This window comes from Nocardioides sp. Z21_20 (genome assembly GCF_059766585.1).
Genome location: NZ_JCBAJX010000002.1, coordinates 267,627 through 288,553, shown reverse-complemented (window position 1 = coordinate 288,553; position 20,927 = coordinate 267,627). Strand labels below are relative to the sequence as shown.

Here is a 20,927-nt window from a genome sequence, read left to right as displayed (position 1 = left end):
AGGTGAGACTACGGGGCGGTCAAGGGGTAGGACTGCACGAACTCGGTCAGCCGGGCGAGCTGGTCGGGGTCGGTGGAGGGGATCACTCCGTGGCCGAGGTTGAAGATGTGCCCCTTCGCCGCCCGGCCGGCCTCGATCACCTCCGCCGCGCGCGCCGTCATCACGTCGGTGGGCGCGAAGACCAGGGTCGGGTCGAGGTTGCCCTGCACCCCCCGGTCGCCGACCAGCGGGAGGGCCGAGGTCAGCGGCGTGCGCCAGTCGACCCCGACGACGTCGGCGCCGGCCTCCCCCATCAGCGTCAGCAGGTTGGTGGTGCCCACCCCGAAGTGGATCCGCGGCACCCCGAGCTCCCCGGCCCGGGCCAGCACCCGCGCGGAGTGCGGCATCACGTGCTCGGTGTAGTCGCCCGGGGTGAGCGCACCGGCCCACGAGTCGAACAGCTGCACGGCGGAGGCGCCGGCAGCCACCTGCACCTCGAGGTAGGTGGCGGCCATGTCGGCGATCTTGCGCATCAGCGCGTCCCACACCTGCGGCGCGCCGAACATCATCGCCTTGGTCTTGGCGTGCTCCTTGGACGGCCCGCCCTCGACCAGGTACGACGCGACCGTGAACGGCGCGCCGGCGAAGCCGATCAGCGGCGTCGAGCCCAGCTCGCCCACCAGCGAGCGCACCGCCTCGGTGATGAACGGCACGTGCTCGGGGGTGAGGTCCTCGATCGCGGCCACGTCGTCGAGGGTGCGCACCGGCTTGGCGACCACCGGGCCGACGCCGGCCACGATGTCGAGGTCGACGCCGACCGCCTTGAGCGGCAGCACGATGTCGGAGAAGAAGATCGCCGCGTCCACCCCGTAGCGGCGCACCGGCTGCAGGGTGATCTCGGTGACCAGCCCCGGGTCCATGCAGGACTCGAGCATCCCCACGCCCTCGCGGAGCCTGCGGTACTCCGGCAGCGAGCGTCCGGCCTGGCGCATGAACCACACCGGGGTGTGCGCGACGGGCTCACCGCGCGCGGCGCGCAGGAAGGCGCTCCCGGCGAGGTGGTCGGGCAGAGCAGGGAGGCTGGGCCGCGTCGTTGCGGGCTGTGCTGGGGAGTCGCTCGTCACCCTCTGATCCTCGCAGGTCAGACGGCGTGTTGGCACATCGGCAGCGGGCCGGCGGGCCTACTGTGGGGGCATGGTCGTGCGTCAGGAGACGTACCCGGGAACGGGTGCGGGCATCACACCCCCCGAGTTCCGGGACGCGGTGGAGGCGATGCGTGGCGCGCGCCTGCGCCCGGAGGTCTTCTGCGAGGAGATGCCGGCGCCCCAGCGGATCGCGCCGTACGCGGCGGCCCTGTCGGCCGACGTCACCGTCGACGAGATCGATGTCGGCACCGGGCGGATCATCCTGCTCCACGACCCCGCCGGCAACGACGCCTGGGACGGCACCTTCCGCTGCGTGGCCTACGTCCGCGCGGAGATCGACCCCGAGATGATCAGCGACCCGCTGCTGGCCGGCGTGGGCTGGTCCTGGCTGGTCGAGGCGCTGGAGGCGCACGGCGCGGCGTACACCGCCCCCTCCGGCACGGTCACCCTGGTCGCCACCGAGAGCTTCGGCGCGATGAGCGACGAGGAGGGCACCGCCCAGGTCGAGATCCGCGCCTCCTGGACGCCGACTCCCGACGAGGACGAGCACTGGGACATCGCTCCCCACGTCGAGGCGTGGGGCGAGCTGCTGTGCACCACCGTGGGGCTGCCTCCCGTCCCCGAGGGCGTGACCGCGATGCCCAGTCGGCGCGGACAGCGCGGCCCGACGCCCTGACGATGATGGCTGACGACGAGAACCACGAGAGCCCCGCACAGACGCCGGCCGAGAGCCAGGCCCCGACCGAGCCGCCGGAGCCGGTGCCGCTGCTGGAGCTGCGCGACGGCCTGACGCCGGTGGTCGACACCGAGGAGGCGCTGGCCCGGGTGTGCGCGGACTTCGCCGCCGGCACCGGACCGGTGGCGATCGACGCCGAGCGCGCCTCGGGCTACCGTTACTCGGCGCGCGCCTACCTGATCCAGCTGCGCCGCGAGGGTGCGGGCACGGCCCTGGTCGACCCGATCGCCTTCGACGACCTGGTCGTGCTGCAGCAGGCGCTGGGCGACGCGGAGTGGATCCTGCACGCCGCCACCCAGGACCTCGCCTGCCTCGCCGAGGTCGGGCTGCACCCCGCGTCGCTGTTCGACACCGAGCTCGCCGGACGACTGCTGGGCTATCCCCGGGTCGGCCTGGCCACCCTGGTCGAGACGATCATCGGGCGCCGGATGCGCAAGGAGCACTCGGCGGTGGACTGGTCGACCCGACCGCTGCCCCAGCCGTGGCTGGAGTACGCCGCGCTCGACGTCGAGGTGCTGCTCGAGCTGCGCGAGGCGATGATCGAGCAGCTCGAGGCGGCCGGCAAGACCGAGTGGGCGCGCCAGGAGTTCGAGCACCTGCTCGGCCATCAGCCGACCGTCCGCGCCGAGCCCTGGCGCCGGGTCTCGGGCACCCACAAGCTGCGCGGGCGCCGAGCCCTCGGCGCGGTGCGCGCCCTGTGGCAGGCCCGGGACCGGATCGCCGAGCAGCGCGACGTCACCCCGGGCCGGATCATCCCCGACGCCGCGATCATCGCGGCCGCGCAGGCGATGCCGACCGACCGGGCCGCGCTGCTGTCCACCCGCGGCTTCCACGGCCGGGGGGCCGAGCGCTACGCCTCGCGCTGGGTCGAGGCGCTGCGCGAGGTCCAGGAGATGCCCGAGTCGGCGCTGCCCGCCCGCACCCAGCGCAGCGAGGGCCCGCCCCTGCCCCGCGCCTGGGCCGAGAAGGACGCCGTCGCGGCCCGCCGGCTGCAGCTGGCCCGCGAGATGCTCAGCGGCCTCGCCCAGGGGCTCAAGCTGCCGGTCGAGAACCTGCTCACCCCCGACCACCTGCGCCGGGTGCTGTGGGAGCCCCCGAGCGCCCGCGACGACGAGACGCTCGCCGCCGGCGTCGCCGAGCAGCTGGCCGGGTACGGCGCGCGGCCCTGGCAGGTCGAGCTGGCCACGCCGGCCCTGGTGGAGGCGATCCTGGCCGCGGAGCAGACTCAGGACACCCAGCTCACCGAGCACAGCACCGAGCACAGCATCGAGGACGGAGGGACCGAGTCATGACCCAGAGCGAGCTGGTGGATCTGGAGGAGCAGGGCTGGCGCGCGCTGTCCGCCTCCCCCGGCGAGGCTGCCGAGTTCTACGACGGCGTCCTGGACCACACGGTGGTGATGCTGCTTCCCGGCGGGCTGGTGCTCGACGACCGGGACGCGATCATCGCCTCGCTGTCGGGCCAGCCCTGGGCGTCCTACGAGATGCAGGACCTGTGGGTCTTCCAGCCGATGCCGGAGACCGGCATCGTCGCCTACGGCGTGCTCGCCCGGCGCGAGGGAGCCGCGGATTACTCCGCGCTGATCAGCAGCCACTACGTACGGCGGGAGGCCGGCTGGCGGCTGGTCTTCCACCAGCAGACCCCCCGCTGAGGCTCACCGCTCCTCGGGCTCCGGGCTCTCGCTGGCGTCGTCCTCGCTCCACTCCGGGTCGAGCACGCGTCGCGACTCCTCGTCGATCCGCTCGGTCATCTCGGTGAGCTCGAGCACCGGCACGGTGACCAGCTGACGCAGCCCGGGTCGGACCGCCTCCTCCAGCTGCTCCCAGTCGTCGATCACCGGCAGCATGGTGATGTCGCGGACCCGGCGGTTGAACACCGCCGCACCCTCCGGCATCCGTCCGGGCTGCAGGAAGACGTCGGACTCGGCGACCTCGAGGTTGGCCGGGACCAGGTAGCCGGCCCGCACCACCCGCTCGACCGCCATCGTGGAGAGCGCGTAGGTCATGAAGTCGGCCGCCTCGCCGGGGTCGGCGGCGTCGGCGGACATGCACAGCCCGGTGATGTCGCCCAGCGTCGCCTCGTCGTCGAGGGTGGGCATCGGCATCACATCGAAGTCGAGGCCGGGCACCTCGCGCAGCTGCGGGACCAGTGAGCGGTACCCGGCGATCATGCCGACCTTGCCGCGCTTGAACCACTCCACCGGGTCGGCCTTGGCGAGCTGGGCCTCGGTCAGCGTCAGGTAGGGGGTCCGCAGCAGCTGCAGGGTCCGCTCGAGGGCGCTCTGGGTGGACTCGTCGGAGAAGGCCAGCGACGTGGGCGAGGTCTCCTCGTTGAAGACCCGACCGCGCCCGGAGACGATGAACGGCGCGAGCCCGGTGACGCTGGGGTCGATGTGCACGCCCCGGGTGCCGCGCCGCGGCCGGGTGGCGGTCTCGGCGGCGGCGGTGAACTGCTCCATCGTCCAGGAGGCGTTGGAGGTCGGGGCCGGCAGGCCGCGCTCGCGCATCCGCTCGAAGTCGATGAGCTTGGTGTTGTAGAAGATCACCATCGGCGAGATGCCGTAGGGCATGCACTGCAGCCGGTTGTCGCTGCTGAAGGCCTGCAGGGCGTCGCGGGAGTAGACGTCGCCGAAGTCGACGCCTCGCTCGTCGAGCAGCTCGTCGACCGGCTGGCTCAGGTGGTCCTCGCCCAGCCAGGCCAGGTCGTCACGGGTCGCGAAGAAGACGTCGGGGACGCGCCCCTCGTCCTGCATCGCGGTCGCCGCCTCCTCGTGGTCGCGCCAGGTGCGCAGCGTGACGGTGCTGTTGTCGGCCAGCGAGTTGTAGGCCTCGACGACGTCGGTGAAGGCGGTGATCTCCGCCTCCGGCCCGTAGACGCCGAAGGTGAGCTCGGTGGGCGCGGCGGTGGGCGACGGGCTCTGGCTCCCGTCCGGCCCGTCACTCTCCTGGGTGCACGCGACGGTGGTCGCCGACAGCGCCAACGCCAGGGCGGCCGCCAGCCAGGCGGGGCGCCGACGCACGCGGCGTCCTCGCGCACCTGAGGTGGGCGTCCTGCCCTGGTTGTGCCCTGGCCCCATACCGGGGGCCTCCTCACGACGCGATGTCACCCGCGCGCTCCTCTCCCTGCCTGCAACCGGGCCGCCGATCGGGCTCCGGACATTCGCACGTCACGATATCGACTCACCCGGCGCCCTCGAGCAGCGCGACATCCTCAGCGCTCAGGGTGAGAGATAGCGCACGTACCGAGGCGGCAGGCGAGGCGGGCCGGCTGGCGCCCGGGATCGGCACCACGTGCTCGCCCAGGCCGAGCAGCCACGCCAGGCAGACCTGCTGCGCGCTGACCCCGTGCCGGGCGGCCACCTGCGCGAAGGGCGCGTACGTCGAGCCGAGGTCGGCGGCGCCCTGCATCCCACCCAGGGGGCTCCAGGGCAGGAAGGCCAGTCCGAGCTCGGCGCACAGGGCGACCTCGCCGAGGCTGGAGCGGAAGGCGGGGCTGAGCTGGTTCTGCACGCTGACCAGCGCCGGGCCCAGGATCGCCTGGGCCTCGCGGATCTGGGCCGGGTCGGCGTTGGAGAGCCCGACCCGCTGCACCAGGCCCGCGTCGTACAGCTCGCGGAACGCGCCGATGGTCTCCGCGTAGGGGACCGCCGGGTCGGGGCGGTGGTGCTGGTACAGGCCGATGCTGTCGGTGCCCAGGCGGCGCAGGGACCCCTCGGCGGCGCTGCGGATCCACTCGGGGCGCCCGTCGACCGGCCAGGCGGCGCCGTCGCGGCGGATGCCGCCCTTGGTGGCGACCAGCACGTCCTCACCGCGCCCGCGCAGCGCCTCGGCGACCAGCTCCTCGTTGTGCCCCAGCCCGTACCCGTCGGGCGCGTAGCAGTCCGCGGTGTCGACCAGGGTGATCCCCGCGTCCAGCGCGGCGTGCACGGTGGCGATCGCCCGGGCCCGGTCGGGCACGGCGCCGTCGCGTCCGGGGCGCGAGAGCGGCATCGCCCCCAGACCCAGCGCGCTGACCGGCCGATCGCCGAGCAGGCGGGTCCTCAGGGCGCTCACAGGGAATGGAAGCGTCGCGCCTCGGCGACGACGCTGTCGAAGACGGGACGCGCCAGGGCGGCGCCCTCGCGGCGCACGTCGCCACGCTCCAGGCGCAGCAGGCGGTCCAGACGGACCTCGCTGGGGCGGCCCTGACGGTCCCAGCCCCCGGTGCCCACGTCCATCCAGTGCCGACCCCAGCGGGCCTCGTCGGCGGCGTCGCGGTCGTGGTCCTTGCTGGTGAGGTACAGACCTAGCCAGGCCGGGCCGTCCTCGGCCACGATCAGCACCGGGCGGTCCTTGCCCTGGGCGGGGTCGTCCTCGTAGGCCACCCACGCCCAGACCACCTCGCCGGGGTCGGGCTCTCCGTCGCGCTGCGGGGCATAGGTCTGGGTGGCCCGGCTCTGGACGGCGCCGCCGCGCCGCGGGAGGACCTGGGACAGGGCCCGGCTCAGGAAGCTCATGCCAGTGAGCCTAGGCGCCGGGGAAAGGCCGACCGGGCGGACGTGAGAGTGGTACGCCGGACCGGGAGCGCCTCACGGCGCGTGGCCGCTCGAAGCGGCTTATTTTGGGACCCGGGGCTGCCGCGGTCCGGCGTACCGCGCACAGTCTACCCGCTAGGCCAGTCGGTGCTCGAGCTCGAAGTGCCCGGCGGCCTCGAGCTGCTCGGCGAGGGTCAGCATCCGGCCGGCGGTGACCGGCTGCGCGCCGAGCGCGGCGCGGCCGGTGGCGACCACCCGGGCGAACGCCGCCGCGCGGAAGAGCACGTCGGCGTAGTCGGCGGTGGCGATGCCGCGCAGCACCTCGTCGACCATCAGCTTCAGGCCCTCGGGGCTCGGCGGGTCGGCCACCCCGGCGACCACCCGGGCGACCTGGGCGCGGACCCGGCCGGCCTCGAACTCGCGGGCGACGCCGACGGGGTCGGCGTAGACCCAGCCGCGCAGCAGGTAGAGCCGCCACAGGCTGCCGGCCAGCGAGTCGGCCGGCGCCCCGGACCACAGCTCGGCCAGGGTCTCCAGGCCCTCGTCCTCGGCCAGGCGCACCACCCGCTCGGCGGTCTCGGGGTCGCCCTTGCGCCGGGCGCCGCGGACCAGCAGCTGGGCCGCCTGCTCGGCGGCCTCGCGCAGGACGGCCGGGTCGGCGCCGCCGGTGGCCGCCTCGATGAAGTCGGCGCCGGGCACCATCGGCTTGTGGTGACGGCGCTCGCTCATCGCTCCAGCCTACGGCTCAGCCCAGGGCCTTGCGGATTCTCGCGTCGCTCACCGGCACCGCGGTGCCGAGGTGCTGGGCCCACAGCGAGACCCGGTACTCCTCGAGCAGCCAGCGCACCTGGCGCAGCGCCGCGTCCGGCGGCCGCCCGGCGGGCAGCGCCTCGAGCCGGTGCAGGTAGGCCTCCTGCAGCTCCTGGATCTGGTCCATCAGCTGCCGGTCGCGCGCGACCTGGCCCTCGAGCCGCTCACGGCGGTACTCCATGGCCTGGAGGTAGCGCGGGTAGTGGCGCAGCTGGGTGACGCCGGCCTCGCCGACGAAGCCCCGGTGCACCAGCCGCCCCAGCTGCGCCTGCATGTCGGAGAGGGCCGGCAGCTGGTACATGTCCGCACGCCCGCTCAGCGCCCGGTCCACCCGGCGCCACCCCTGGAGCACCCGGATCACGTCCTGCATCACCGCGCGCAGGTGCGCCTCGGCGTCGGCGTCGGCGGCCGCGCGCAGCGCGTCGTACGACGCCTGGTCGCGCACGGCCGGCCGCGCGTCGACGACCGCGGCGAGCACCGCCGCACGGCAGTCCTCGAGCAGCTCGGCCACCGTCGGGTACGGCGAGCCGGCCAGGGCCAGCTTCTCGGCGTTGGTGAGCGAGTCGAGCACCGCCTTGACCGGCGAGCGGGTCTCCAGCGCGAGCAGCCGGCGCACACCCAGCCGGTGGCGCGCCTCCTGCTCCTCGGCCGAGCCGAACACGCCGAGCCCGACGCCTGCGCCCTCGTCGACCAGCGCGGGGAAGCCGCGCACCTCGTGGCCCGCGCGCTTCTGGGTGAACGAGCGCTCGATGGTGCCGAAGGTCCAGCCGGTCTGGCCCGAGGCCGTGACCCCGGAGTCCGAGGCGACCTCCTTCATCGCCTGGTCGAAGGTCGGGCGCAGCGGCGCCTTCAGCGCCTCCAGGTCCTTGCCCTGGGCGACGACCTCCCCCGCCTCGTCGACGACGCGGAAGATCGGCTTGAGGTGGTCGGGGACCTTGGACCAGTCCCAGGCCTCGCGCGGCACCACCACGCCGGTGGTGGCGCGGAAGTGGCGCTCCAGCGCGTCCAGCAGCGGCTCCTCCCCCGCCGGGACCTTGGCCAGGAAGTCGCGGGCGTGGTTGGGCGCGGGCACGAAGTTGACCCGCAGCTGCTTGGGCAGGCTGCGGATCAGGCTGGTGACGAGCTCCTCGCGGACCCCGGGCACCACCCAGGAGAAGTCCTCGGCGCCGACCTGGTTGAGGGTGGCCAGCGGGACGTCGATGGTGAGGCCGTCGTCGGCCGCGCCGGGCTCGAAGTGGTAGCTGATCGGGAAGGTCAGCCCCTCGGCGTGCCAGTACTCGGGGTAGTCGGCCGCCCGGATCTCCTCGGCGGTGTCGTGGGTGAGCATGTCGGGGTCGAAGGTGAGCAGGTCGGGCCGCTGCTGGCGCTCGTGCTTCCACCACTGGTCGAAGTGCGCCCCGCTGACCACCTCCTTGCCCACCCGCGCGTCGTAGAAGTCGAAGAGCGTGTGCTCGTCGACGACGATGTCGCGGCGCCGGGCCCGGTGCTCGAGCTCGGAGGCCTCCTCGAGCAGCCGGAGGTTCTCGGCGTAGAAGCGGTGCCGGGTGCTCCACTCGCCGTACACCAGGGCGTGGCGGATGAACAGCTCGCGGCTCAGCTCGGGGTCGACCGCGCCGTAGTTGATCAGCCGGTCGGCGACCAGCGGCACGCCGTACAGCGTGACCCGCTCGTGGGCCATCACCGCGGCCCGCTTCTGCGACCAGTGCGGCTCGGAGTAGGAGCGCTTGACCAGGTCCTTGCCCAGCCGCTCGGCCCACTCCGGCTTGATGGCGGCGTTCTGGCGCGCCCACAGCCGGCTGGTCTCCACCAGCTCGCCGGCCATCAGGAACTGCGGGCTCTTCCGGGCCAGCCCGCTGCCGGGGAAGATCGCGAACCGGGCTCCTCGCGCGCCGAGGTACTCGCGCATCGCGCGCCGCTCCCCCGATCGGCCGGGCTTGGCCTTGTCCCGCTCCTCGAGCAGGCCGATGTGCGAGAGCAGCCCCGAGAGCAGGGCCTGGTGGATGCCGTCGGCGTCGGGCACGTCCGCGGGGTGGCCCAGCTCGATGCCCATCTCCTTGCACACCTGGCGCAGCTGGGACTCGAAGTCCTGCCACTCCCGGACCCGCAGGTAGTTGAGGAACTCCTTGCGGCACATCCGCCGGAACGCGCTCGAGGAGAGCTCGCGCTGCTGGTCCTTGAGGTAGCGCCACAGGTTCAGCCAGGTCAGGAAGTCGCTGTCCTCGGCCTTGAACCGGGCGTGCTGCTGGTCGGCCTGCGCCTTGAGCTCGGCCGGCCGCTCGCGGGGGTCCTGCAGCGACAGCGCCGAGGCGATCACCAGCACCTCGCGCACGCAGCCGAGCCGCTCGGCCTCGAGGATCATCCGGCCCAGCCGCGGGTCGATCGGCAGCCGGGCCAGGCGCTTGCCCACCCGGGTGAGACGGACGCCGGGTGCGGCGGGACCCTGCCGGTCCGCACCGACCGCGCCGAGCTCCTCGAGCAGCTGGGTGCCGGCGGTGATGTTGCGCCGGTCGGGGGGCTCCACGAACGGGAAGCGGGCGACCTCGCCGAGACCCAGCGAGGCCATCTGCAGGATCACGCTGGCCAGGTTGGTGCGCAGGATCTCGGGGTCGGTGAACTCCGGGCGAGCCTCGAAGTCCTCCTCGGAGTAGAGCCGGATCGCGATCCCCGCCTCGACGCGTCCGCAGCGCCCCGAGCGCTGGTTGGCCGAGGCCTGGCTGATCGGCTCGATCGGCAGCCGCTGGACCTTGGTGCGCGCGGAGTAACGGCTGATCCGGGCGACGCCGGAGTCCACGACGTAGCGGATGCCCGGCACGGTCAGCGACGTCTCCGCGACGTTGGTGGCCAGCACCACCCGGCGCCCGGCGGTGTGCGGGGAGAAGACCCGGTGCTGCTCGGCGGCCGAGAGCCGCGAGTAGAGCGGCACGACCTCCAGCCCCCTCCCGCCGCTGCCGGCGAGCTCGTTGAGCACGTCGGCGGTGTCGCGGATCTCCCGCTCCCCGGGCAGGAAGACCAGGATGTCGCCGGGGCCCTCCGCGGAGAGCTCCTTGACCGCGTCCACGATGGCGTCGGTCTGGTCGCGGACGACCGCCTCGCCCTCCTCGTCCTCCTCCGGCAGCTCGATCAGCGGCCGGTAGCGGACCTCGACGGGGTAGGTGCGCCCGGAGACCTCGATGATCGGGGCGGGCCGGCCGTCGCGCTCGCAGAAGTGCTGCGCGAACCGCTCGGGGTCGATGGTCGCGGAGGTGATGATGAGCTTGAGGTCGGGCCGCTTGGGCAGCAGCCGCTTGAGGTAGCCCAGCAGGAAGTCGATGTTGAGGCTGCGCTCGTGGGCCTCGTCGATGATGATCGTGTCGTACTTGCGCAGCATCCGGTCGCGCTGCAGCTCGGCGAGCAGGATGCCGTCGGTCATCAGCTTGACCCGGCTGCTGCGCGAGGTCCGGTCGGTGAAGCGGACCTGGTAGCCGACCAGGTCGCCGAGCTCGCTGCCGAGCTCGCTGGCGATCCGCTCGGCCACCGACCGCGCCGCGATCCGGCGCGGCTGGGTGTGGCCGATCAGCTTGCCGCCGGCGGCCCGGTCGCCGCGCCCCAGCTCGAGGCAGATCTTGGGCAGCTGGGTGGTCTTCCCCGACCCGGTCTCGCCCGCGACGATGACGACCTGGTGGTCGCGGATGGCGGCGGCGATGTCCTCGCGGCGCTGGGTGACCGGGAGCTCGGGCGGGAAATGAATGTCCACAACGCGCTCATTGTGCCCGGGTCGCGGAAACGCCGGCGAATCGGACGCACAGCCGGGGCACAGGACATCCACAGACTTCGCGCGCAAGATGGAGTCATGGACCTGACCAGGCCGGACGGGAGCCCGCTGCGCATCCTCGTCGTCGACGACGAGGTGAACATCGCCGAGCTGGTGGCGATGGCGCTGCGCTACGAGGGCTGGGAGGTGCGGATGGCGCACACCGGCGCGCAGGCGGTGAGCGTGGCCAAGGAGTTCCGCCCCGATGCCGTGGTCCTCGACATCATGCTTCCCGACTTCGACGGGATGGAGGTGCTGCGCCGCCTGCGCGCCACACTGCCCGACGTCCCGGTGGTCTTCCTGACCGCCCGCGACGCGGTCGAGGACCGGGTCGCCGGGCTCACCGCCGGCGGCGACGACTACGTCACCAAGCCGTTCTCGCTCGAGGAGCTGGTGGCCCGGCTGCGGGGGCTGATGCGGCGCGCCGGCGCCCAGCGCAGCGAGTCGTCCTCGGTGCTCACCGTGGGCGACCTGACCCTGGACGAGGACACCCACGAGGTGTTCCGCGGCGGCGACGAGATCAAGCTGACCGCGACCGAGTTCGAGCTGCTGCGCTTCCTGATGCGCAACCCGCGCCGGGTGTTGAGCAAGGCCCAGATCCTGGACCGGGTGTGGAACTACGACTTCGGCGGGCAGGCCAACGTCGTCGAGCTGTACGTGTCCTACCTGCGCAAGAAGATCGACGCGGGGCGCCCGCCGATGATCCACACCATGCGCGGCGCCGGCTACGTGTTGAAGCCGGCCTGAGGTGGGCCGGCCCGCGTCGCTGACCGCGCGCCTGGTCGTCACCCTGGTGGCCCTGGTCGCGGTGGTCTGCCTGCTGATCGGCTCCGCCACCACCGTGGCGATGCGCTCCTACCTGACCGGCCAGCTCGACGGCGACGTGCTGGCGTCGGTGGACGCGCTCACCGCGCCGGGCGGTCCCCCGGGCTCCCCCGACGAGTTCGAACGGCGCAACCAGCCGCCCGGGACGCTCAACGCCTTCCTGCCCGGGGACGGGGCCGGCGAGGGCGAGATCCTCACCGACCGCCGCGGCGACCCGCAGACGCTGGCGGCCGACGCCCTGGACCGGCTGGCGGAGGTGCCGGTCGACGGCGAGGTGCACGCCGTGGACGTGGAGGGGCAGGGGTCCTACCGGGTGACGGCGATGGAGGCCACCCGCTACGCGGCGGGCTCGGGGGTCCAGGAGGGCGTGCTCGTCACCGGTCTGCCCTCCGCCGACGTCGACGCCACCGTGGCCAGCCTGATCTGGTGGGAGCTGGCGCTGACCCTGCTGGGCGTCCTCGCCGCCGGCGGCGCCGGCCTGGTCGTCGTACGCCGCCAGCTGCGCCCGTTGCGCGAGGTGGCCGGCACCGCCCGCCACGTCGCGCAGCTGCCGCTGGCCTCGGGCGACATCGAGCTCACCGAGCGGGTGCCCGAGCACCTCACCGACGAGCGCACCGAGGTGGGCCGGGTGGGCGCCGCGCTCAACACGCTGCTCAGCCACGTCGAGTCGTCGCTGGCCGCGCGCCAGCGCAGCGAGCAGCAGGTCCGCCAGTTCGTCGCCGACGCCTCGCACGAGCTGCGCACCCCGCTGGCCACCATCAAGGGCTACGCCGAGCTCGCCCGGCGGCGCCCCGACGACCCGGCGATGACCGGGACGGCGCTGGACAAGGTGGAGGCCGAGGCGGCGCGGATGACCGCCCTGGTGGAGGACCTGCTGCTGCTGGCCCGCCTCGACGCCGGCCGCCCGCTGGAGCGCCGGCCGGTGGACCTGACCCGGCTGCTGCTCGAGACGGTGGCGGACGCCCGGGTGCTCGCCCCCGACCACCGGTGGCGCCTCGACCTGCCCGAGGAGGCCCTGCAGGTCTGCGGCGACGAGCAGCGCCTGCACCAGCTGGTCAGCAACCTGCTCACCAATGCCCGCAAGCACACCCCGGCCGGCACCACCGTCACCGTCAGCGCGCGCCCCGGCGAGATCGTCGTGCACGACGACGGACCCGGCCTGCCGCCCGAGCTGCGCGGCAAGGAGTTCGAGCGGTTCGCCCGCGGCGACAGCGCCCGCACCCGCGGCGCCGCCGAGGGAGGCACCGGACTCGGGCTGGCGCTGGTCAAGGCGATCGCGGCCGCGCACGGCGGCGAGGTGAGCCTGCACAGCCGCCCCGGCGCCACCACGTTCACGGTCCGACTGCCGGCCGCGCCGGGCTAGGTTGGAGGCATGGACCAGGACACCTGGCTGAACATCGTCTTGGTGATCGCCTTCGTCCTGATGGGCGGCGTCTTCGCGGGCACCGAGATGGCCCTGGTCTCCCTGCGCGAGGGCCAGATCCGCCGCCTCGAGGCCCAGGGCCCGCGCGGCGCCCGGGTGGCCCGGGTGGCCCGCGACCCCAACCGCTTCCTGGCCACCGTCCAGGTCGGCGTGACGGTGATGGGGTTCCTGTCCGCGGCGTACGGCGCGTCGCGGCTGGCTCCGGACTTCGAGCCGGCGCTCGAGGCGCTCGGGGTGCCCGAGGTGCTCGCGCCCACCCTGGCGCTGGTCGCTCTCACGTTGGCCATCGCCTACCTCTCGCTGGTCCTCGGAGAGCTGGTGCCCAAGCGCCTGGCCCTGCAGCGCTCCATGGGGACCGCGCTGCTGGTCGCCCCGCCGCTGGACCGGGTGGCCACCGTGATGCGCCCGGTGATCTGGACGCTGTCGGCCTCGACGAACGCCGTGGTCCGGCTGCTGGGCGGCGACCCGGAGGCCGGCACCGAGCGGATCACCTCCGAGGAGCTGCGCCAGCTGGTCATCTCCCACGAGGACCTCACCCCCGACGAGCGGCGCATCCTCGACGACGTCTTCGACGCCGGTGGGCGCCGCCTCACCGAGGTGATGCGCCCGCGCCGGGAGGTGACGTTCCTGCCCGCGGACGCGACCGTGCGCGAGGCCGTCGAGGTGGTGCGCGCCAGCCCGTACTCGCGCTACCCGGTGACCGGCGAGGGCTTCGACGACGTCCGGGGCTTCCTGCACGTGCGCGACCTGCTCGACGCCGCCCCGTCCGCCACCGTGGCCGAGCTGGCCCGCCCCATCGTCCGGCTGCCGGGCACCAACCGGCTGATCCCCTCGTTGAGCCGGCTGCGCGCCGAGGAGGTGCACATCGCGCTCGTGGTCGACGAGTACGGCGGCACGGACGGGATCGTCACCCTCGAGGACCTGGTCGAGGAGCTGGTCGGCGACATCCGCGACGAGTACGACGCGCCCGCGCCCGCCGCCAGCGTGGTGCGCGACGGGGTCGCCGTGGTCGACGCGATGCTGTCCCTGGAGGAGTTCGCTGAGCAGACCGGGGTGGACCTGCCCGAGGGGCCCTACGAGACCGCCTCGGGCTTCGTGGTGGCCCGGCTGGGGCGCCTGGCCGAGCCCGGCGACCGGGTGGAGGTGGAGGGCCGCGAGCTGGTGGTCCAGGGGGTGGAGCACCACCACGTGAGCAGGATCGCAGTGCGGGTCGCCGACGACGAGGGCCCTCGCGTTACGCTGCCAGCAGAGTGATTGTCGGACAATCTTCGCCGACACCCGGCACCATCGAGGAGGCGACACCATGACGGCATCCGTCGACACCGTTCCCATGCACGAGGCTGCCACGCCGCGGGGGCCCGCCCTCGTCGAGGAGGCCGAGGCGCGCACGGCGCACAACTACCACCCCCTCCCGGTGGTGGTGGCCAGCGCCGAGGGTGCCTGGATGACCGATGTCGACGGCAACCGCTTCCTGGACCTGCTGGCCGGCTACTCGGCGCTGAACTTCGGCCACGGGCATCCGGACCTGCTGCGCGCCGCGCACGAGCAGCTCGACCGGCTCACCCTGACCAGCCGCGCCTTCGTCCACGACCAGTTCGGCGCCTTCTGCGCCGAGCTCGGCGACCTCGCCGGCAAGGAGCTGGTGCTGCCGATGAACACCGGCGCCGAGGCCGTGGAGACCGCCATCAAGGTCGCCCGCAAGTGGGGCTACGACGTCAAGGGCGTGACCCCCGACCGCGCCGAGATCATCGTCGCCTCGGGCAACTTCCACGGCCGGACCACGACCATCGTCGGCTTCTCCGACGACCCCGAGGCACGCGGCGGCTTCGGCCCCTTCGCGCCGGGCTTCCGGATGGTGCCCTTCGGCGACCTCGCCGCGCTCGAGGCCGCGATCACCCCGAAGACGGTCGCGGTGCTGATCGAGCCCATCCAGGGCGAGGGCGGCGTGGTCATCCCGCCCGACGGCTACCTGCGCGGTGTGCGCCAGGCCTGCACGCGCGCCGGGATCCTCTTCGCCGCCGACGAGATCCAGGCCGGCCTGGGCCGCACCGGGCGCACGTTCGCCTGCGACCACGAGGACGTCGTCCCCGACATGTACATCCTGGGCAAGGCACTGGGCGGCGGCATCGTCCCGGTCTCGGCCGTGGTGGCCGACCGGCACGTGCTCGGTGTGCTGCACCCCGGACAGCACGGCAGCACGTTCGGGGGCAACGCGCTGGCCTGCGCGGTCGGCCGGGCCGTGGTCGGCCTGCTGGCAGGCGGCGAGTACCAGGAGCGCGCGAGCGAGCTCGGCAAGGTGCTGCACGACCGGCTCAAGGCGATGCGCGGCCACGGCGTCGTCGGCGTGCGCACCCGCGGCCTGTGGGCCGGGGTCGACATCGACCCGTCGGTCGGCACCGGGCGGGCGGTGTGCGAGGCGCTGATGGCGCGCGGCGTCCTGGCCAAGGACACCCACGGCTCGACGATCCGGCTCGCGCCGCCGCTGATGATCGACGAGGCCGACCTGCACTGGGGCCTGGACCAGCTCGAGGCCGTGGTCAGCGCCGGTTAGACGAAAATTCGGTATATCGCCCCCGGTCGGGGCCCGGAACCGTCCGCTCTGCGGCACCGTGGAGCCGGTCGGACACCTGGCCCACCGAGGCCCCTCGCGTCTCCCGCTCGTGTGGGACCACCTCGGAGCTCCCGGAGTCCATCCGAGCCCGCCCGCCCCGTCCACGTCCCCGTGCGCCGACGGTGCGGGCGGTGCCGTCTCCCCAGCTTCCCTCGGCCCCGGTCAGTGCAGCACCTCCACCAGCGCCGGCAGCGACCCGGCCAGGGCGCCGAGCAGCTCCTCGCGGCTGACTCCGCGCCGGTCCACGGCCCAGGTGAGCACCAGCTCCTCGGTCATCGCCGACCAGCCCCGGACCATCAGCCGGGCGGCGGGCGTGTCGGGGACGATCACGCCCTCGGCGTCCTCGGCGAAGATCCGATCGGTCAGCGCCGAGCGTGCCTCCTCGTAGATCTCGCGCAGCGCCTGGTCGCCGCTGGCCGCGCCCTTCACCAGCGACAGGTAGCCCTGGTAGTTGGCCTCGACGTAGTCGACGTACCCGGCGATCGAGGTGAGCAGGCGCTCCAGCGGGTCCCCGGTCGCGGGCGGCGCGGTGGTGGCGATCAGGTCGTCGGCCGCGCGTCGTACGACGGCCCGGTGGAAGTCGTGCTTGTTGCCGAAGTAGTGGTAGAGCAGCCCGCGCGAGATGCCGGCCTCCTCGGCGAGCACGTCGATGGAGATCTCGTCGAGCGAGCGGGTGGCCAGCAGCCGCACGCCGAGGTCGAGCAGCTGGGCGCGTCGGTCTTCCTTGGACAGGCGGGTGCGTGTGGGCGCGGTCACGGGATCCATCCTATTGACGGATTTTCAATAACGCCACTAGCGTGACGCCCCATGACCGACCTCCAGCACGTCGACCACCTCGTCATCGGCGCCGGCTTCGGCGGCCTCGGCACGGCGATCAAGCTCGCCGAGCAGGGCGAGGACGACTTCGTCGTCATCGAGAAGGGCAGCGACGTCGGCGGCACCTGGCGCGCCAACACCTATCCCGGCGCCGCGTGCGACGTGCCGAGCCAGCTCTACTCGTTCTCGTTCGCGCCCAACCCCGACTGGTCGATGTCGTTCTCGCCGCAGCCGGAGATCCAGGCCTACATCCGCCGGGTGGCGGGCGAGTCGGGGGTGCTGGACCGCTTCCGGTTCGACACCACCGTGCAGGCCGTGACCTACGACGAGACGACCCAGCGCTGGCAGGTCGCCACCAGCGACGGCGCGTGGAGCGCGCGCCACGTGATCAGCGCGGCCGGCGGCCTCTCCGAGCCCAAGCTGCCCGACATCGACGGCATCGAGTCCTTCGCCGGGGAGGTCTTCCACTCCGCGGACTGGAACCACGACGTGGACCTGACGGGCAAGCGGGTCGCGGTCATCGGCACCGGCGCCTCGGCGATCCAGATCGTGCCCGAGGTGCAGAAGGTGGCCGGCCACCTCGACGTCTACCAGCGCACCGCACCGTGGGTGATCCCGCGCAACGACCGGCGCTACACCCGCGCCGAGCGGCTGCTGTTCCAGCACGTCCCGGCGCTCCAGAAGCTCTACCGCACGGCGATCTACTGGGGACGCGAGCTCTACGTGCCCGCCTTCACGATCGACCCCCGGATCGCGCTGCCGGCCAAGAAGCTGGCGCTGGCCAACATCGCCCGCGGCGTCACCGACCCCGAGCTACGCCGCAAGGTCACCCCCGACTACGCGATCGGCTGCAAGCGCATCCTGATCTCCAACGCCTGGTACCCCGCCCTCGACGCGGACAACACCGAGCTGGTCACCGACGGGATCGAGCGGATCACCCCGACCTCGATCATCGGGCGCGACGGGACCGAGCGCGAGATCGACGTCCTGATCGTGGCCACCGGCTTCCACACCACCGACCTGCCGATCTCGGAGGTGATCACCGGCCGGGACGGGCGCACCCTGGCCCAGGTGTGGGCCGAGGAGGGGATGGCGGCCTACAAGGGCACCACCGTGCACGGCTTCCCCAACCTGTTCCTGGTGGTCGGGCCCAACACCGGCCTGGGCCACTCCAGCATGGTCTTCGTGATCGAATCGCAGATCGCCTACATCTGCGACGCGATCCGGACCATGCGACTCAACCGCTACGACACCGTCGAGCCGCTGGCCCGGGCGCAGCGCAGCTGGAACGACGACCTGCAGCGCCGGATGAAGCGCACCGTGTGGAGCGCCGGCGGATGTGCCAGCTGGTACCTCGACGACCACGGACGCAACGTCACCCTGTGGCCCAAGTCCACCTTCACCTTCCGCCGCCAGCTGCGCCGCTTCGACGTCGCGGCGTACGGCGTGCAGGCCCCCGTCCGCACCGACCGAGAGGCCTACCTGGCATGAAGACACTCGATGGCAAGGTCGTCGTGATCACCGGCGCCGGCTCCGGGATCGGCCGCGCGCTCGCGCTCGAGACCGCCCGCCGCGGCGCGCTGCTCGCGCTCTCCGACGTCGACGAGGCCGGGCTGGCCCGCACCGTCGAGCTGCTCGAGGCCGAGCGCGCCCCGGCCGTGCACAGCGCCCGGCTCGACGTCTCCGACCGCGACGCGTTCGCGGCCTACGCCCGCGCGGTGGTGGCGCACTACGGCCGGGTCAACGTCGTGGTGAACAACGCCGGGGTCGCCCTGGCCGGGGACGTCACCGACCTGGACTACGCCGACATGGCCTGGATCCTGGACATCAACTTCTGGGGCGTGGTGCACGGGACCAAGGAGTTCCTCCCCCACCTGATCGCCTCCGGCGACGGCCACGTCGTGAACCTCTCCTCGCTCTTCGGCCTGGTCTCGATGCCCGGGCAGAGCGCCTACAACGCCACCAAGTACGCCGTGCGCGGGTTCACCGAGTCGCTGCGCCAGGAGATGCTGATCGCCGGGCACCGGGTGGCGGTGACGGCCGTCCACCCCGGCGGGATCAAGACCGCGATCGCCCGCAGCGCGCGGGTCAGCGCGGCCGAGGACCAGAGCGCCACCGCCCGGTTCTTCGACGAGAAGCTGGCCCGGATGACCCCCGAGCGGGCCGCCGAGATCATCGTCGCGGGGATCCTCGCCGACAAGGCCAGAGTGCTCGTCGGCGCCGACGCCCATGCGCTGCACCAGCTGGGCCGGGTGCTGGGCTCGCGCTACCAGGACGTCGTGGCCCGGGTCGGCAAACGGGTGCTTCCCGCCAAGGTGGTGTGAGCCGGCCCGGGAGCGGGCACACCTGGGCATGCATCCAGGGACTCCGGTCGACGTCGTGATGACCAAGTGGCGCGACGCGCCGCACTGGGCCTACCAGGCGGTCTTCCTCGGCGCCGACGAGTTCGGCGACTGGGTGGGGGTCCGCGCGGGCACCCCGATGTCGCGTCCCGGGGCGGAGTACGTCGCCCCGGTCGACCAGGTGGTCTGGCTGCCCGAGGAGCAGTGGGCGGTCTCGACGTTCCACGGCCCCGGCGGGGTGGTCGACGTCTACGTCGACATCACCACGCCGCCGTTCTGGGACGGGCCCACCGTCGGCGCCGTCGACCTCGACCTCGACGTGGTGCGCGGCGTCACCGGGCGGGTGTGGGTCGACGACGAGGACGAGTTCGCCCAGCACCGCACCTTGCTGGGGTACTCCGACGACCTGATCGCGGCCGCCTCGCGCAGCTGCGAGCAGGTCCGCGCGGCGCTGACCCGGCGGGCCGCGCCGTACGACGGCAGCGCCGAGATCTGGCTGGACCGGCTCGCCGCGCTGTAGCGACCGCCGTCCCCCGGGGGCCGCTCAGCTCGCGCGCTTGCGGACGGTGCGCACCCGCAGCGGCCCCACCAGGCGGGGACCCGCGAGCCGGCTCTCCAGGCGCCGCGCCTCCCGCTTGAGCGGCTGCGCGACGTACTCGCCGAGGATCACCCCGGAGGCCAGCGAGATCGCCACCGAGGCGGCGGTGATCAGGGCCAGCAGCCCCGCCGAGGTCTGGAAGCCGCCCTCGGTGAGCAGCGACAGGCCGCGGTAGATCGACAGGCCGGGCAGCATCGGCACGACGGCGGAGACGACCACCACCAGCGGCGGGACCAGGACGCGACCCGAGACGGCGTAGGCGACCAGGCCGATGAAGAACGCCGCGGTGGCGGTGCCCCAGGCCCGGCCGAGCCCCTGCATCGCCAGCCCCTGCGCGATCAGCGCCGCGAGCCCGGCGATCACCGCGATCGGGATCAGCGAGCGACGCGGCGCGTAGGAGGCGAAGGCGAACGCCGAGGCGCACAGCGCGCTGCCGAAGGCGACCATCCCGATCGTCTGCCAGGTGAGCACCGGGCTCTCGATCCGGCCGACCTGGACGCCGGCGAGCCCGGCCAGGGTGAGCCCGCCGCTGACCCCCGCGATGATGCCCGCGGTGGAGAGCAGCGCCTCGGTGATGCGGGCGCCGGCGGTGACGTAGAACCCGGTCAGCGCGTCCTGCAGCGCGCCCATGAAGCCGATGCCGGCGAGCAGCATGATGATGTTCGCGGTCACCACCAGGGAGGGGTCCACGTCCAGGGGCGTGGCCGCCGCCAGGGCGGCCAGCACGGTGGCCACGAAACCGCCGGCGATCTGCTGGTAGAAGAACGGCAGCCGGTGCCGGGCCAGCTGCTGCTGCAGCCGGTCGATGACCGCGGCGGCGAGGAAGGCGCTCACCACCACCAGCAGGTTCCCGCCGAGCATGATCGCGACGCCGGCGCACATCAGGCCCCAGCCCAGCGTGACCGCCCACCGCGGGGTGCCGTGGCCGGAGCTGAAGATCCGGGCCAGCCGCGCGCGGCCCTCGATCAGGTCGACCTTGTCGGTGAGCACGTCGCGCACCAGGTGGTCGACCAGGGTGAGGTCCTCGTAGTCGATGTCGCGCTGCTTGACCTGGCGGATCAGCACCAGCGGCGGGTCCTCCGGGTTCGGCTGGTAGGACATCGACAGGGAGGTGAACGTCACATCCAGATCGGGGTGACGCACGCCCAGATGCCGGGCCAGGGACTGCATGGTGGCGGTCACATCGGCGGCTCCGGCGCCCGAGGACAGCAGCAGCTCGCCCACCCGCAGGCAGAAATCGAGCGTCAGGTTCAGTACGCGCGCCTCAGGCATGAACGCATGGTGGCAGGCGCTGGCGGGGGCACTCAAAACGACTCCTTCCCCCATGTGCTTGGCTGGC

The 20,927-nt window shown here is 73.2% G+C and carries 18 protein-coding genes; 10 read left to right on the top strand and 8 right to left on the bottom strand.

The features are described 5' to 3' along the window. Nucleotides 1–8: 8 nt before the first annotated feature. Nucleotides 9–1,103, bottom strand: coding sequence for a uroporphyrinogen decarboxylase (gene hemE, locus AC6EH9_RS05000; RefSeq protein WP_498421152.1), 1,095 nt, complete (start codon nucleotides 1,101–1,103; stop codon nucleotides 9–11). A 70-nt stretch (nucleotides 1,104–1,173) separates the two neighbouring features. Here hemE and AC6EH9_RS04995 point away from each other — a divergent pair, with 70 nt between their 5' ends. Genes AC6EH9_RS04995 through AC6EH9_RS04985 form a run of 3 tightly spaced genes read left to right on the top strand, consistent with a single transcriptional unit; the run spans nucleotide 1,174 to nucleotide 3,511 of the window. Then, nucleotides 1,174–1,800, top strand: coding sequence for a DUF3000 domain-containing protein (locus tag AC6EH9_RS04995; RefSeq protein ID WP_498421150.1), 627 nt, complete (start codon nucleotides 1,174–1,176; stop codon nucleotides 1,798–1,800). Between the two features lie 5 nt (nucleotides 1,801–1,805). Further along, nucleotides 1,806–3,152, top strand: coding sequence for an HRDC domain-containing protein (locus AC6EH9_RS04990; RefSeq protein ID WP_498421149.1), 1,347 nt, complete (start codon nucleotides 1,806–1,808; stop codon nucleotides 3,150–3,152). Next, on the top strand, nucleotides 3,149–3,511 hold the full coding sequence (locus tag AC6EH9_RS04985; RefSeq protein ID WP_498421147.1) for a hypothetical protein: 363 nt from the start codon (nucleotides 3,149–3,151) through the stop codon (nucleotides 3,509–3,511). Before AC6EH9_RS04990 ends, AC6EH9_RS04985 begins: the two co-directional genes overlap by 4 nt. A 3-nt stretch (nucleotides 3,512–3,514) precedes the next feature. Here AC6EH9_RS04985 and AC6EH9_RS04980 read toward each other — a convergent pair whose 3' ends face one another. The 5 genes from AC6EH9_RS04980 to hrpA form a co-directional block, all read right to left on the bottom strand. Further along, nucleotides 3,515–4,879 carry an ABC transporter substrate-binding protein gene (locus AC6EH9_RS04980; protein ID WP_498421145.1) on the bottom strand — a complete coding sequence of 455 codons (1,365 nt, stop codon included), beginning with the start codon at nucleotides 4,877–4,879 and terminating at the stop codon, nucleotides 3,515–3,517. A gap of 160 nt (nucleotides 4,880–5,039) precedes the next feature. Beyond that, complete coding sequence (locus AC6EH9_RS04975; protein ID WP_498421143.1) at nucleotides 5,040–5,912, bottom strand: aldo/keto reductase; 873 nt, start codon at nucleotides 5,910–5,912, stop codon at nucleotides 5,040–5,042. Beyond that, nucleotides 5,909–6,355 carry a type II toxin-antitoxin system PemK/MazF family toxin gene (locus AC6EH9_RS04970; protein WP_498421141.1) on the bottom strand — a complete coding sequence of 149 codons (447 nt, stop codon included), beginning with the start codon at nucleotides 6,353–6,355 and terminating at the stop codon, nucleotides 5,909–5,911. Before AC6EH9_RS04970 ends, AC6EH9_RS04975 begins: the two co-directional genes overlap by 4 nt. Nucleotides 6,356–6,508: 153 nt before the next feature. Next, the gene (locus AC6EH9_RS04965) at nucleotides 6,509–7,102 is read right to left on the bottom strand and encodes a hypothetical protein (protein WP_498421139.1); all 594 of its coding nucleotides are present in this window, start codon (nucleotides 7,100–7,102) and stop codon (nucleotides 6,509–6,511) included. Nucleotides 7,103–7,118: 16 nt separating this feature from the next. Then, nucleotides 7,119–10,916 carry an ATP-dependent RNA helicase HrpA gene (hrpA, locus tag AC6EH9_RS04960; RefSeq protein ID WP_498421137.1) on the bottom strand — a complete coding sequence of 1,266 codons (3,798 nt, stop codon included), beginning with the start codon at nucleotides 10,914–10,916 and terminating at the stop codon, nucleotides 7,119–7,121. 96 nt (nucleotides 10,917–11,012) lie between these two features. Here hrpA and AC6EH9_RS04955 point away from each other — a divergent pair, with 96 nt between their 5' ends. From AC6EH9_RS04955 to rocD, 4 genes are read left to right on the top strand one after another with little or no spacing between them, the layout of a single operon-like run. Further along, a complete protein-coding gene (locus AC6EH9_RS04955) occupies nucleotides 11,013–11,720 on the top strand; it encodes a response regulator transcription factor (protein ID WP_498421135.1) in 708 nt (235 codons plus the stop codon). Between the two features lies 1 nt (nucleotide 11,721). After that, on the top strand, nucleotides 11,722–13,161 hold the full coding sequence (locus tag AC6EH9_RS04950) for a sensor histidine kinase (RefSeq protein WP_498421133.1): 1,440 nt from the start codon (nucleotides 11,722–11,724) through the stop codon (nucleotides 13,159–13,161). A 9-nt stretch (nucleotides 13,162–13,170) separates the two neighbouring features. Then, nucleotides 13,171–14,475 (top strand): hemolysin family protein, encoded by a 1,305-nt coding sequence (locus AC6EH9_RS04945; RefSeq protein ID WP_498421132.1) that lies wholly within the window; start codon nucleotides 13,171–13,173, stop codon nucleotides 14,473–14,475. Nucleotides 14,476–14,524: 49 nt separating this feature from the next. Further along, nucleotides 14,525–15,772: an ornithine--oxo-acid transaminase gene (rocD, locus tag AC6EH9_RS04940; RefSeq protein WP_498421130.1), complete on the top strand. Its 1,248-nt coding sequence runs from the start codon at nucleotides 14,525–14,527 to the stop codon at nucleotides 15,770–15,772. A 222-nt stretch (nucleotides 15,773–15,994) separates the two neighbouring features. Here rocD and AC6EH9_RS04935 read toward each other — a convergent pair whose 3' ends face one another. Next, nucleotides 15,995–16,588 (bottom strand): TetR/AcrR family transcriptional regulator, encoded by a 594-nt coding sequence (locus AC6EH9_RS04935; protein WP_498421128.1) that lies wholly within the window; start codon nucleotides 16,586–16,588, stop codon nucleotides 15,995–15,997. Nucleotides 16,589–16,639: 51 nt separating this feature from the next. Here AC6EH9_RS04935 and AC6EH9_RS04930 point away from each other — a divergent pair, with 51 nt between their 5' ends. Genes AC6EH9_RS04930 through AC6EH9_RS04920 form a run of 3 tightly spaced genes read left to right on the top strand, consistent with a single transcriptional unit; the run spans nucleotide 16,640 to nucleotide 19,510 of the window. Next, nucleotides 16,640–18,139 (top strand): flavin-containing monooxygenase, encoded by a 1,500-nt coding sequence (locus AC6EH9_RS04930; protein WP_498421125.1) that lies wholly within the window; start codon nucleotides 16,640–16,642, stop codon nucleotides 18,137–18,139. After that, complete coding sequence (locus tag AC6EH9_RS04925; RefSeq protein ID WP_498421123.1) at nucleotides 18,136–18,972, top strand: SDR family NAD(P)-dependent oxidoreductase; 837 nt, start codon at nucleotides 18,136–18,138, stop codon at nucleotides 18,970–18,972. The genes AC6EH9_RS04930 and AC6EH9_RS04925 overlap by 4 nt, the downstream gene beginning before the upstream one ends. A gap of 28 nt (nucleotides 18,973–19,000) precedes the next feature. Next, a complete protein-coding gene (locus tag AC6EH9_RS04920) occupies nucleotides 19,001–19,510 on the top strand; it encodes a DUF402 domain-containing protein (RefSeq protein WP_498421121.1) in 510 nt (169 codons plus the stop codon). Nucleotides 19,511–19,534: 24 nt separating this feature from the next. On the opposite strand, the gene AC6EH9_RS04915 is transcribed toward AC6EH9_RS04920, so the two are convergent. Then, nucleotides 19,535–20,860, bottom strand: coding sequence for a threonine/serine exporter family protein (locus AC6EH9_RS04915; RefSeq protein WP_498421120.1), 1,326 nt, complete (start codon nucleotides 20,858–20,860; stop codon nucleotides 19,535–19,537). Nucleotides 20,861–20,927 lie beyond the last annotated feature (67 nt).